Annotated in this window: 10 protein-coding genes; 1 reads left to right on the top strand and 9 read right to left on the bottom strand. The window is 68.2% G+C overall.

Features of this window, described 5'->3' with window-relative positions:
- Positions 1-120: 120 nt before the first annotated feature.
- On the bottom strand, positions 121-3,546 hold the full coding sequence (locus QE444_RS07955) for an AAA family ATPase (RefSeq protein ID WP_309737733.1): 3,426 nt from the start codon (positions 3,544-3,546) through the stop codon (positions 121-123).
- Between the two features lie 171 nt (positions 3,547-3,717).
- Between QE444_RS07955 and QE444_RS07950 the strand changes: the two genes are divergently transcribed.
- On the top strand, positions 3,718-3,855 hold the full coding sequence (locus tag QE444_RS07950) for a hypothetical protein (RefSeq protein ID WP_158895263.1): 138 nt from the start codon (positions 3,718-3,720) through the stop codon (positions 3,853-3,855).
- Between the two features lie 42 nt (positions 3,856-3,897).
- Here the strand turns inward: QE444_RS07950 and QE444_RS07945 are convergent, their stop codons facing one another.
- The 8 genes from QE444_RS07945 to QE444_RS07910 all read right to left on the bottom strand — a co-directional run bounded on the left by QE444_RS07945 (position 3,898) and on the right by QE444_RS07910 (position 13,009).
- A complete protein-coding gene (locus QE444_RS07945; RefSeq protein WP_187978548.1) occupies positions 3,898-5,073 on the bottom strand; it encodes a zinc-dependent alcohol dehydrogenase in 1,176 nt (391 codons plus the stop codon).
- Complete coding sequence (locus QE444_RS07940) at positions 5,073-5,912, bottom strand: SRPBCC family protein (RefSeq protein WP_309737729.1); 840 nt, start codon at positions 5,910-5,912, stop codon at positions 5,073-5,075. The genes QE444_RS07945 and QE444_RS07940 overlap by 1 nt, the downstream gene beginning before the upstream one ends.
- Before the next feature lie 101 nt (positions 5,913-6,013).
- Complete coding sequence (sbcD, locus tag QE444_RS07935) at positions 6,014-7,219, bottom strand: exonuclease subunit SbcD (RefSeq protein WP_309741950.1); 1,206 nt, start codon at positions 7,217-7,219, stop codon at positions 6,014-6,016.
- 183 nt (positions 7,220-7,402) lie between these two features.
- On the bottom strand, positions 7,403-8,488 hold the full coding sequence (locus tag QE444_RS07930) for a sn-glycerol-3-phosphate import ATP-binding protein UgpC (protein WP_273862984.1): 1,086 nt from the start codon (positions 8,486-8,488) through the stop codon (positions 7,403-7,405).
- 2 nt (positions 8,489-8,490) lie between these two features.
- Positions 8,491-9,336 (bottom strand): sn-glycerol-3-phosphate ABC transporter permease UgpE, encoded by an 846-nt coding sequence (gene ugpE / locus QE444_RS07925; protein ID WP_273862985.1) that lies wholly within the window; start codon positions 9,334-9,336, stop codon positions 8,491-8,493.
- Positions 9,333-10,220 carry a sn-glycerol-3-phosphate ABC transporter permease UgpA gene (ugpA, locus tag QE444_RS07920; protein ID WP_187978544.1) on the bottom strand — a complete coding sequence of 296 codons (888 nt, stop codon included), beginning with the start codon at positions 10,218-10,220 and terminating at the stop codon, positions 9,333-9,335. Before ugpA ends, ugpE begins: the two co-directional genes overlap by 4 nt.
- 75 nt (positions 10,221-10,295) lie before the next feature.
- Positions 10,296-11,612 (bottom strand): sn-glycerol-3-phosphate ABC transporter substrate-binding protein UgpB, encoded by a 1,317-nt coding sequence (ugpB, locus tag QE444_RS07915; protein WP_133862913.1) that lies wholly within the window; start codon positions 11,610-11,612, stop codon positions 10,296-10,298.
- Positions 11,613-11,818: 206 nt separating this feature from the next.
- A complete protein-coding gene (locus QE444_RS07910; protein WP_309737726.1) occupies positions 11,819-13,009 on the bottom strand; it encodes an MFS transporter in 1,191 nt (396 codons plus the stop codon).
- Positions 13,010-13,240: the final 231 nt, after the last annotated feature.

The following is a 13,240-nucleotide window of genomic DNA, read 5'->3' as shown; positions in this document are numbered from 1 at the left end:
TAGGTGGCCGGTAGGAGAAGGAGATGTCATAACGCCAGCAGAAACGACGAACCTGTCTACGTTAACAGTTTCATCGTTTCGCTTCGCGCTGGGCTTCGACCACTGCGCCGGAAAAATTACTCACTCGGTCGCGTTTTTCTCCACGGCATAGCGCCGCTCCAGACCGCTATGGCCCAGACCGACGCCCTTGCGCACCTTGAGCTGCACCGGGATGCGCTCCTTGAGCGCCTCCACGTGGCTGATGATGCCGATGGTCTTGCCGCTGGCATTGAGCTGATCGAGGGCATCCAGGGCGACCTCCAGGGTTTCGCCATCGAGGGTACCGAAGCCTTCGTCGAGAAACAGCGAGTCGATGCCGGTGCGCTGGCTGACCAGATCCGACAGGGCCAGCGCCAGGGCCAGGCTCACCAAAAAGCTCTCGCCACCGGAGAGGGTACGGATGTCGCGCAGGGCATCGGCCTGCCAGGTGTCGAGGATCTGCAATTCCAGCTCGGCGGCCTGGCGCCGGAAGAGTCGATAGCGACCGTGCAGGCGCATCAGCTGACCATTGGCGAGATGCACCAGGTGATCCAGGGTCAGGCCCTGGGCGAACTTGCGGAATTTGGCGCCGTCGGCCGAGCCGATCAGACCGTTGAGGTGCTGCCAGAGGTCGTGATCGCGCTCCTGGGCGGCGATCTCGCCGAGCAGGGCCTGCAGACCATCGCGGCGGCGCTCGTCTTCGCGCAGGGCGGCGTTGACCTCGCCCTGGCGCTGGCCCAGGGCGCGCAATTCGGCGCCGGCGGCGGCCAGTTCGGCATCCAGCTCGGCGGCGCTGCGCTCGGTCTGCGGCTCGGCGTTCAGGGTGTTCAGGCGTTCCTGCGCCGCACCGGCCAGGGCGCGCGCCTCGGTCAGACCGGTCTCGAGACGGGTGCGCTCCAGCGTCAGAGCGCTGTGCTCGTGGTCGTCCAGTTGTGCGGCGCGCCAGGCGTCGGCGTCGGCGAAGGCGCTGGCGGCCAGAGCGGTCTGCCAACGGACGCCGGCTTCGCTGGCCAGCTGCACCTCGCCCGCCAGTCGCTCGTGCAGCGCCTGGTGGCTGCCCTGCAGCGCCGCACCCTGCTCACGGCAGTCTTCCCAGGTCGCGGTCGCCTCCGCGAGCACGGCCGCAGCGGCCTCCGGCGCTACCGGGACGGCGGCGACCTCGCCGGCGCGCTGGCGCCAGGTCTCGACCAGCGGCACGAGGGTGGCCAGGCGCTGGGCAATGTCCTTCAGGTGCTGCTGCAGTTCCTGCGCTCGCTGGCGATCGGCCTGCCAGCGGCGCCACTCCTGCTCGCGCAGCGTCAGCCATTCGCCGGCACGACTGGGCACCTCATGTCCCCAGCGCGCCAGCTCCGCGCCCAACTGGCGCTCTGCCGTGGCCTGTTGCGCCTCGGCCTCCCGCTGTTCCCTGGCACCCTCCGCCAGACTTTGCTGCGCTCGCTCCCAGGCCGCCTCGGCCAGCGCCTGGCGCTGTTCGGCATCGGCCTGTTGACGCGCCAGGCGCTGGGCTTCGTTGCGGCCTTCCTCGCCTTGCTGACGCAGGCCATCCAGGGTGGCGAGCACCTGCTGGATGCGCGCCAGCTCCTGGTCCTGACGGCGGCGCAATTCGGCCACCGCGCCAGGCACCTCAGGATCGGCACCCAGGGCCGTGCAACGCTGACGCCAGAGTTCGCCCAGTTGCTCCAGCTGCTGACTGGCCTCGGTCTGCTGTTCGGTGGCCTGATCCAGTTGCGCCTTGAGCGCGGCCAGGGCTTCGCTGAGCTCCTTGCCCTCCTGGGTCAGGCGCTCCAGTTCGGTCTTGGCGTCCTGCAGGGCGGTCTGGGTGGCGGAGACGTCCAGCGCGGCATAGTCGGCCACCGCAGGGTGATCACGGGAACCGCACAGCGGACAGGGTTCGTCGGGCTGCAATTCGGCGCGCTGGGCCTCGAGACTGCGGATGACCCTTTCCTGTTCGAGCAGCTTCTCGCGCTCGCGCACCTGCTGGGCCACCTCGCGATAGCGCCCGCGCAGGGCGTCCAGGCGCACCTGGTGATCGCCATGCTGGCGCTGACGCTCATCCTGGCTGCGGGCCAGACGCTCCACCTGGGTCTGCAGCTGGCGCCGGCGCTCGACCAGCTGATCCAGCTGATCCACCTCGTTGACCCGGCCCAGCGTGGCCTGCCAGAGGGCACGCCAGGCCTTTTCGTCGCGGCCGTCCAGCGCGGCCTGCCAGCGTTCGCGCTGGGCCTGCTCCGTCGCCTGGGCCTGGGCGGCCTGCTCGCGTGCCCGCGTCACCGCCTCCTGCTGGGCTTCGCGTTCCTCGGCCAGCAGCTGCAGCTGCCGGGTCTGCTCCTCCTGGCGGCGCGTCAGGCGCGCCAGGGCCTCGGCTCTTTCGTCGCGCAGGGCCAGCTGGCTGCGCCAGTCGCCCAGGCGTTCGCCAAGTTCGGCATGACTACTGCGCTCGGCCAGGCTCAGCTCTAGATGCTGCTGTTCGTCCAGCGCCTGCGCCTGCTCCGCCTCGGCCTGGCGCAGTTGTTCGCCACTGGCTCCCAGGGCCTGGGCCAGGGCGGCGTCGCGGCGACTGGCCAGGGTCTGGATCCGCTGATCGAGCTGTGCCAGTTCGTCCCGGCTGCGCTGTTCACGTGCCGCGGCCTCGCGCCAGGCCTGCTCGACGGGCAGCAACCGGGCCGCCGGTTCGGCCGCCGCCAGCCGCTGACGTTGCGGCTCGGCGGCCTCCCAGGCCTGCTGCGCCGCGGCCAGGCGCGCCTGGGCCTGCTGCTCGTCCGCCGCCGTCTGCTCCACGGCGGACAGCCACTGGCGCTGGGCCTGCCAGGTCTTGAGGTCTGCGCCCAGTCGCTCTTCGCGCTGCGCCAGGCCGCTGCCCTCGGCGGCCAGCGCCTGGCGGCGTTCGGCGTCCAGCACCTCGACCCCGGCGACGCGCTGGCGCAGGCCCTCCAGGACGCCCTTGGCCTCCCGCGCGCGCTCGAACACCCGCTGGGAGATCTGCCCGTACACGGCGGTGCCGGTCAGCTCTTCCAGCAGTTCGGCACGCTGGCTGGCACTGGCTTCCAAAAAGGCGGCGAAGCCCCCCTGGGCCAGCAGCATGGAGCGGGTGAAGCGCTCGAAGTCGAGGCCGGTGAGTTCCTCGGTAAGTCTGAGCTTGTCGCCGGTCTTTTCGGCGAGAATGCTGCCGTCGAGCCTGGCCAGTTCCACCTTGGGTGGCTGCAGGGCGCCATCGGCGCGGTCGCGGGCGCGTCGCTGGCTCCAGAAGGCTCGATAGCGCTCGCCACGCACGGCGAATTCCACCTCGGCGAGGCAGTCGCCGGTGTGGCGGGTCATGAGTTCGTTGCTCTCCCCACCCACCTTGCTCATGCGCGGCGTGCGGTGATAGAGCGCCAGGCAGATGGCGTCCAGCAGGGTGGTCTTGCCCGCCCCGGTCGGTCCGGTGATGGCGAACAGGCCACTGCTGGCGAAGGGTTCGGCGGTGAAGTCGATCTTCCACTCACCCTTGAGGGAATTGAGGTTCTTCAGGCGCAGGGTGAGGATCTTCATCGGGCTTTTCCAGGACGACTCGGCGAACCGCCAATTCTGGCATTGTTGGGCCCGCTCGCCCATGCCAACCGACCACTCGACCTATGGTCGTGCCCACCGCTGAACTTGCTTCGCCCCCCGCTCTCAACTGCAAGGTATCGCTCTGCAATCACGTTTCCCGGAGGATCCGTCGTGCGCTCGCCCCTCTCTCCCTTCGATTTCCTCGGCATGCCCCTGCTGGTCGGTGTGGGCACCCTGGCGCTGGTCAGCTGCAGTGGCGGCCACAAGGTCGCCGCGCTGTGGCAGCCGCTGGCGACCTGGCTGGTCTAGCGGATAAAGAGCCCGCCGATCCTGGGATCGCCGGGCTGCCCCTCACGGCATGAACACCGCCCTCATGCAGTTCCTGTCCTTGGACTTGAACAGCTCGTAGCCGTAGGGCGACTCTTCCAGGCTCATCGGATGGGTGAGCAGGTAAGACGGATCCAGCTCGCCCTTCTGGATGTGTTCGAACAGCCGCTCCACATAGCGCTGCCCCGGCTGCTGGCCCGATCTCAGGGTCAGGGCCTTGTTGACGATGGCGCCCATGGGAAACTTGTCGATCACCCCGCCATAGACGCCGATTACCGACACCGTACCGCCCTTGCGACAGGCACGGATGGCCTGGCGCAGCGCCGATCCGCGCTCGGTATGCAGGCGCAGCAGCTGCTTGGTCTTGTCGTAGGCATAGTCGACCTGGGTACCGTGGGCCTCCATGCCGACGCAATCGATGCAGCGATCCGGGCCACGGCCACCGGTCAGCTCCAGCAGCGCCTCATGGATGTTGGTGGTCTCGTAATCGAGGACGATGGCGCCGGCCTTCTCGGCCGCCAGCTGCAGGCGATCGCTGAAGCGATCGATGGCGATCACCCGCTCGGCGCCCAGCAGGTAGGCGCTGCGAATGGCCATCTGGCCAACGCCGCCACACCCCCAGACCGCCACGGTATCGCCAGGCTGGATGTCGGCGATGTCGGCGGCGTAGTAGCCGGTGGGCACGGCATCGGACACGAACACCGCCTGGGCATCGCTGACGCCGTCAGGCACCTTGAACAGATTGACGTCGGCATAGGGCACCCGCACGTAGGTGGCGTGGCTGCCGGCATAGCCGCCGAAGGCATGACTGTAGCCGAAGATGCCGGAACAGGGCTGCCCATAGGCCAGCTCGGTCATCTCGGGCTTGGGGTTGCTGTTGTCGCAGCAGTTGTAATCCTCGCGCTGGCAGTGCTCGCAGTCACCGCAACCGATGATGGAGACGGTCACCACCCGGTCGCCAACGGCCAGGCCCTGGTTACGCAGGCTGCTGCCCAGTTCGACGATCTCGCCGAGGAATTCATGGCCGATGATGTCGCCAGGCTTCATCGCCGGGACGTAGCCGCCCAGCAGGTGCAGGTCCGAACCGCACACCGAGGACATGATGATGCGCACGATGGCGTCGCGCGGATTGAGGATCTCCGGGTCCGGGACGGTTTCCACCTGCAGACGATTGGGGGCTTGCCAGGTCAGGGCACGCATTATTCGGACCTCGCCTGAGTGCCCAGGCCGGCATTGATGTCGGCCTGGGGTTCGTCGGCCGGGCGAGTCACCGGCGGATGAGGCGGCGCCAACGGGCGACCGCTGCGGGAGACCTCGGGGGTGGCGATCTCGCCGGTTTCCAGTTGCTGCTTGAGCCGGCGCAGGCCGAGATTGACCGCCTTGCCGGTGAAGCGGCTGATCCCTTCGGTGACGGCATGACCGAGCAGGCCGACCGGGGCTTCGCAGGCCAGTACGGCCTGGACCAGGGTACCGCGGCCCTGGGGTGCGTCGCTGAAGGTCAGACTGGCCTTGTGCGCCATGAAGGTGCCGGGCACGGTGCTCCACAGCAGGAATTCGTTCTCGCGGCGCTCGCTCTGCTCCAGCGTCCAGCTCAGGGTGCGCCCCAGGGGACCGGAGGCATGCCAGTGACTGTCGCCATCGGCGCCCAGCTCGATGCGGTCGACGAAGGGCAGCAGCGCGCGCAGGTGCTGCAGGTCGGTGCAGTAGGCGAACACCTCCTCACGCGGCTTGGCGATGGTGACGCTGCGCTGGATGGCGGTGGGATTGCGCCAGCCCCAGCGCTCGGCCAGGGCCTGTTCGAAAGGTGATGGCTGCAGCGCGGCCTTGAGCTCGCAACGCTGGCGGACGCCGCGACTGAGGGCCATGGCGCCCAGCGCCAGCTTCACGCAGCCGGTGAGGCCACCGCGGCGCAGGCCGCCAAGGATCAGCAGACCACCGCCAAGCAGGGACACCAGGCGTTCGGTGCCCTGGACATTGGGAACTTGGTTGTCGGAACGTGCGTGACGCGTGGCGGCGAGGGGTTGCGACAGGTCGTGCATTGGGGTCTCCTCCGATATGGGCTACATAGAGAGGGTGACCCCGGGGCAGCGGGCCTTGTTCCGGAGGAGAAATACCGTCCGATGGACGCGTTTCGCTGCGATCAGGCGGGCAACTCGCCGAGAACCTCGCGATAAAGGCTTTCCAGCCGGGTACGCAGGTCGTCGTCCAGGGTCTCTTCGGCCAGGCGCTGGCTGAAGACATCCAGCGGGCTGAGCTCTTCCAGCGTTTCGCGCTGGGTACCCTGCAGGGTGGGCGCGATGGCGCTGCGCGCGCGCCTTACCCGCAGCACGTCGAGCGGCAACTCGGCCACCAGCGCGGAGATGCGCGGCTGCAGATCGGCCAGGTAGTCGTCACCGGCCACCACCACCTCGGCCCACACCGGGCACTCGGGGCGGCCGTCGGCCGCTGCCTCGACCAGGGCGGCGCCCAGGGTGTCGAGGGTGCCCTGCACCACGGCCAGCGGCTGGAAACAGGGCACCGCCACGGGCGTCACCCGCTCCAGGGTCGCGCCGAACTCCACCAGCAGGACCTCCTTGGCGCGCTCCTCATCGAAGCTGAGGCACAGCGGCGAGCCGCTGTAGCGCACCTGCTCCAGGCCGCCGACCCGCTGGGGGCGATGGATATGGCCAAGGGCGATGTAGTCCGCCGGCGGAAAGGCGCTGGTGGGAAAGGCGTCGAGGCTGCCGACATAGATCTCCCGTACCGACTCGCTGGTGCTGGCGCCCACGGTGGTCAGATGGCCGGTGGCGATGATCGGCAAGGCAACGCCCAGTTCGGCGCGGCGCGCCTCGGCCAGAGCGTACAACTCGGCATAGTGCCCCTGGATGGCCTGTTGCAGCGCTTGGCGCTTTTCCTCGGCGCTCTGTCCGGCCTGGCTCTGCACCACGTCACGCGGTCGCACGAAGGGAATGCCGCAGAGCAGTGCGCCGATCTCGCCGTCGCGGCGGCGCAATTCCAGCAGCTGGTCGGCTGGCGTCTCGCTGACGCAGGGGATCACCCGGGTGTCCAGGCAGGCCAGCAATTCGCGGGACTCGGCCAGCACTGCAGCGGAATCATGGTTGCCGCCCAGCACCACCAGGCTGGCGCCGGTGCCGCGCAGGGCGACGATGAAGCCGTTGTACAGCTCGCGGGCATAGCTCGGCGGGGTGGCGGTGTCGAAGATGTCGCCTGCCACCAGCACCACGTCCACCGCCTGCTCCGCCACCTGGTCGACCAGCCAGGCGAGAAAGGCGCGATGCTCGGCCTCGCGGGTGCGCCCGAGGAAATGCTGCCCCAGGTGCCAGTCGGAGGTGTGCAGCAGACGCAGACCGCTCGCGGAAGCAGACTTTCGAACACGTCTGGGCTTGGGTTTTTCCTCGGGGGCAGCGGCGGGCAGATCGAACAGCGGGAGGTTTTCCATGGGTATCGGCGGTCAGAGCGGCAAAGGGCGCAGTATCCTCTCCGGGGCGCCTGAGGGAAACCGCCCCGCGCCCTGACCGGACCGGCGTGCCTAGCGCCGGGGATCGAGGCGCTGACCGGAGGCGGCATCGAACAGGTGCAGGTGCTCCTCCGGCGCGCGCAGCTGCAGGACGTGGCCCGGCGCCGGCCGCTGCTGATGGGGCAGGCGCACCACCAGCGCCTGCTCGCCCCAGCGCCCATGCGCCAGGTTGTCGGCGCCGAGGATCTCCAGGGTGCGGACCACCAGGGGCAGGCCCTGCTCCGAAACGCCGCAGGGCTGCAGGTGCTCGGGCCGGATGCCCAGGCAGACCGGACGTCCGGCCAGATGGTGATAGCCCGGCCCCAGCGGCAGGCGCAGACCGCCCGGCACTTCGCAGTGGCTGCCAGCGGCGTCGACCTGGCCGTCCAGCAGATTCATCGCCGGACTGCCGATGAAGCTGGCGACGAAGCGCGTGGCCGGACGTTCGTAGACCTCCACCGGGGTGCCGAGCTGCTCGACCACCCCCGCCTGCATCACCACCACCCGCTGGGCCAGGGTCATGGCCTCCACCTGGTCATGGGTGACATAGAGGCTGGTGGTATTGAGCCGCTGGTGCAGCTGCTGCAATTCCAGGCGCATCTGCACCCGCAGCTTGGCGTCCAGGTTGGACAGCGGCTCGTCGAACAGGAACACCGCCGGATCACGCACCAGGGCGCGGCCCATGGCCACCCGCTGGCGCTGGCCGCCGGACAGCTCTCGCGGCCGCCGTTCGAGCAGGCCATCGAGTTCCAGAATGCGCGCCGCCTCCTTGACCCGGGTGGCGATCTCGGCACGGCCGAGTCCGGCGATCTTGAGACCCCAGGCCAGATTCTCGGCCACGCTCATGTGCGGATAGAGGGCGTAGTTCTGGAACACCATGGCGATGCCGCGCGCCTTGGGTTCCAGCGCGGTGACGTCCCGGCCACCGATATGGATGCTGCCGGCGCTGACCCGCTCCAGCCCGGCCACCAGCCGCAGCAGGGTGGACTTGCCGCAGCCCGAAGGCCCCACCAGCACGATGAATTCGCCATCCGCCACCTGCAGATCGAGGGGCTGGATGACCTGGGTCTTGCCGCCGTTCCAGCTCTTGGAAACGGTCCTGAGTTCGAGGTTTGCCATGGTTACTTTTCGCTATCCACCAGACCGCGCACGAAGGCGCGTTGCATGACCATTACCACCGCCACCGGCGGGATCAGGGTGAGCAGCATGGCTGCCATCACCTGGTTCCATTGCGGCACCCGTTCGCCGAGCGAGAGCATGCCGCGAATGCCCGCCACGGCCGTGCCGAGGTCGGGGTTGCTGACGATCAGCAGCGGCCAGAGGTACTGGTTCCAGCCGTAGATGAAGGTGATGACGAACAGCGCCGCCAGGTTGGTCCGCGACAGCGGCAGGACGATGTCGCGGAAGAAGCGCAGCGGCGAGGCGCCATCGATGCGCGCCGCTTCGAGCAATTCCTCGGGCAGCGTCAGAAAGAACTGGCGGAACAGGAAGGTGGCGGTGGCCGAGGCCATCAGCGGCAGGGTCAGACCGGCGTAGCTGTCCAGCATTCCGAGATGGCCGATGGTGTCCACGGTGGGAAAGATGCGCACCTCCACCGGCAGCATCAGGGTGATGAAGATCAGCCAGAAAGCCAGGGGGCGCAGCGGAAAGCGGAACCAGACGATGGCGAAGGCCGAGAGGATGGAGACCGACAGCTTGCCCAGGGTGATGCCCAGCGCCATCAGGAAGCTGTTGAGCAGCAGCAGCCAGAAGGGTGCGGTGCTGTTGCTCACGCCCTGGGTCCAGATCAGGCTGAGGTTGTCCCAGAGATGGCGCCCCGGAATCAGGCTCATGGGCGTGGCGAACACCGCCCGGTCGTCGAGGGTGGCGGCCACGAAGGCCACATAGAGCGGAAAGAGGATGACGCCGATGCCCAGTACCAGCATCAGGTGGCACAGCAGCGTCAGCCCGCGACGATTCTCGATCATTGATAGCGCACCCGGCGTTCGACGTAGCGGAATTGCACCACCGTGAGCACGATGACCAGCAGCATCAGCACCACCGACTGGGCGGCGGAGGCGGCGAGATCGAGTCCGGTGAAGCCCTCGCGATAGATCTTGTAGATCAGGGTGGTGGTGGCCTGCACCGGTCCGCCGCCGGTGGCCGCGTCGATCACCGGAAAGGTGTCGAAGAAGGCGTAGACCAGGTTGACCACCAGCAGGAAGAAGCTGACCGGCGCGATCAGCGGCAGCGACAGCTGCAGGAAGCGGCGCAGCGGCCCGGCGCCGTCGATGGCGGCAGCTTCCAGCAGCGAGCGCGGGATGGATTGCAGCGCGGCGAAGAAGAACAGGAAGTTGTAGCTGATCTGCTTCCACACCGAAGCGAGCACCACCAGGAACAGCGCCTGACCGGCGTTCTGGGCGTGGTTCCAGTGATAGCCGTAGCGCTCCAGCAACAGGGTGAGCAGACCGAGACCGGGGTTGAACAGAAAGATCCACAACACCGCGGCAATGGCCGGGGCCACCGCATAGGGCAGCAGCAGCAGGGTCTGGTAGATCCGGCTGCCACGCACCACCAGATCGACCAGGGCGGCGAGGACCAGGGACACCAGCAGGCCGCAGCCGGTCACCAGGGCGCTGAAGGTCAGGGTGGTCCAGAAGGAGGCCAGATACAGCGGGTCCTGGAACAGCTGACGGAAGTTGTCGAGGCCGACGAACTGGCTGGACAGGCCGAAGGGATCGACGCTCTGCAACGAGTACCAGAGCGTCTTGCCGGCGGGCCAGAGAAAGAACACGGCGGTGATCGCCAGCTGCGGCGCGAGCAGCGCATAGGGCAGCCAGCCGGAAGGAAAGACCTGACGGGATGTGGACATAGGCGCACGCATCGTCGCGAAAAGAGGAGCGGCGCCGGCACTCGTCGGCAGGCGCCGCCAGGGCGGACCCCAGGCTTACTGGGTGGATTTCTCGAAGCGGCGCAACAGCACGTTGCCGCGCTGCACGGCAGTATCCAGCGCCTGCTGCGGGGCCTGCTTGCCGGTCCAGACGCTTTCCAGCTCTTCGTCGATCACCGCGCGGATCTGCGGCATGTTGCCCAGGCGCAGGCCCTTGGTGAAGGCCAGTGGCGGCTTGTTCAGCATCTGCCGGGTGGCGATGTCCGCCCCCGGATTCTTGCTGTAGAAGCCCTGCTCGCGGGTCAGGTCGTAGGCCGCCTTGGTGATCGGCAGGTAGCCGGTCTGCTGGTGCCATTCGGCGGCGATCTCCGGCTGCGCCAGGAAGGCGAGGAATTCGGCCACGCCGCGCTTCACCGCGGCATCCTGACCCTTGAACACCCAGAGGCTGGCGCCGCCGATGATGGCGTTCTGGGGAGCGCCCTTGAGGTCGCCGTCGTAGGGCATCATGGCCACGCCGAAGTCGAACTTGGCGTAGTGGCGGATGTTGGCCAGCGAGCCGGACGAGGTGGTCAGCATGGCGCAGTCGCCGTTGTAGAACTTCTCCGTGGGTTCGTCCTTGCGGCCGACGTAGGTGAAGTCACCGCGCTTGCCCATCTCCTGCAACAGGGCGATGTGCTTGACCTGGGGCGCCTGGTTGAAGTCCAGCACGGCATCGGTCCCCAGGTAGCCGTTGTCCCGGCTGGCGAAGGGCAGGCCGTTCCAGGCGCTGAAGTTTTCCAGCTGCACCCAGCTCTGCCAGCCGCTGGTGTAGCCGCACTTGAGACCGGCGGCGCGCAGCTTGGCGCTGTCCTCCGCCAGGTCCTTCCAGGTCTTGGGCGGCGCTTCCGGATCGAGGCCGGCCTGCTTGAAGGCGGCCTTGTTGTAGTAGAGCACCGGGGTGGAACTGTTGAACGGCATGGACAGCAGTTGACCGGTCTTGGCGTCGCTGTAGTAGCTGGCGACGGTGGGTACGAAGCCCGCTTCATCCAGCTTCAGGCCCGCGTCCTTGAACACCTGGTAGACCGGCTCGATGGCCCGGGAGGCCATCATGGTCGCGGTGCCCACCTCGTAGACCTGCAGAATGGCCGGCGGCTTGCCGGTCCGGAAGGCCGCGATGCCAGCGGCCAGATTCTGCTCGTAGTCACCCTTGTACACCGGCTGTACCTGGAATTCCGGGTGCGCCTGGTTGAAGCGCTGGGCCAGGGAATCGACCTCCTTGCCAAGCTCCGCATCCATTGAATGCCAGAAGGGAATGGGCGTCGCCGCCCACACCGGGCCGCTACTCACCAGCCCGAGTACCAATCCCAACGTCATACCGCGAAGCGAAGCCTGCATGTCTGTGCCGCCCTTATCGATAGCCTGAGGATCGAAGGCGCGAAATCGCGCCTTCCTGTTCGAAAGGCAACATGCCAGGCAGAGATGACAGTCAGGCTACAGCGAAGACAGCACGCACGGTCCCGCCGAAAGGACCGTCGTAGAGCCTTTCGCGGGCAAAACCCCTGGCAGCGCGGCGGCAGCCTGGCGCGGCCAGCTGCCAGGCGCTAGCAGCGACTCGCGGGCGGCGGCGCCAGGGTCAGCCGCTGCACCAGGCTGGGCACCAGGCTCAGCACACCCAGCAGCGCCATTCCCAGGCCAACCCACAGGGGCGCGCGCAGGCCCTGGCCGGCATCGATGGCCGCGCCGCCGGCCCAGGCCCCCACTGCCAGGCCCGCGGTGATCACCGAGGTATGCAGGGTGTTGACCAGGGGCCCTGGGGTGGCCGCGGCCATGACCCGGGCGACCATGGCCGGGTTGAGCGCCACTCCGGTCAGGCCGATCAGCGCCAGGGCCAGGAGGCTGGCCGCGGCATTCTCGGCGCAGCTGACGAACAGGGCGAAGCCCAGCGCCAGCACCGCCAGCCCGACGCCCTGCACCTTGAGGGTGTAGCGATCGGCCAGGCGGCCCACCAGCAGATTGCCCAGCACGTTGGCGAGGCCGTACCCCATCAGCAACCAGGGAATGGTGGTGGACGCGAAGCCCGTCACCTGGATGAGGATGGGCGAGAAGTAGCTGAAACCGGCGAAGGTCGCGCCGATGATCAGGCCGCTGGTGAGGTAGGCCGCCCAGAGCCGGGCGCTGACCAGGGTGCGCAGTTCACCGCCCAACTGCCCGGCCACGCGCGCCGGCGTGCGCGGCACGCACAGGCCGACCAGCAGGGTGCAGCAGGCCGCCAGCAGGGCGACCGCCCAGAAGCTGGCGCGCCAGCCGGCCAGTTGCTCGATCAGCACCGTGCCCGGCACTCCGAATACCGGCGCCAGCATGAGGCCGGACAGGATCAGCGAGGCCGCCCGGCCGCGGCGATCCGGCGTGACCAGGTTGGCGCCCAGGGTCAGGCACAGGCCGATGCTGGCGGAGCTGGCGATGCCCATGAGCACCCGCCCTGCCGCCATCACCGAATAGCTGGCCGCCAGCGCGGCGACCACGGCGCCCACCAGATAGAGCGCCAGCAGCCACAGCAGCGCCGATTTTTCCGCCAAGCGCAGGGCCAGCAGCAACAGGGTCAGCGGCGGGCCGCCCAGGGCCATGCCCAGGGCATACCAGGAGATCAGATAGCCGATCTGGCCAATGGAGACGCCGAGATCGGCGGCCAGCGCCGGCATCATGCCGGCCACCATGAATTCGGCGGTGGTCAGCGCGAAGATGGTCAGGGCCAGCAGATAGATGAGACGGGGGATGGCGGGTGGGGCAGTCATGACAGCGGGATATTCCAGAAAAAGCGGACAGGAGCGGCGGTAACGGGCCGGATGTAGGGGCCGATCCCGGATATCTCGGGAGGCAACAGCTCAGGCGGTCGCAGAGGGTCCGAGTGGTCTCGGGAGGTGTCCGTTCCAGGCGGAACGACGAATCGACAGGCGGCAGGTCGCGCGCCAGGGCCGGCACCTTAGTGGCTGCGCGGTCGCCCGGTCAAACCTCGCGCCGCCTGG

This window comes from Pseudomonas sp. SORGH_AS_0199, assembly GCF_031453735.1.
Classification (GTDB): Bacteria; Pseudomonadota; Gammaproteobacteria; order Pseudomonadales; family Pseudomonadaceae; genus Chryseomonas; species Chryseomonas aestiva.
The sequence above is the reverse complement of the archived record's forward strand: the minus strand, read 5'-3'. Positions and strand labels throughout refer to the sequence as shown.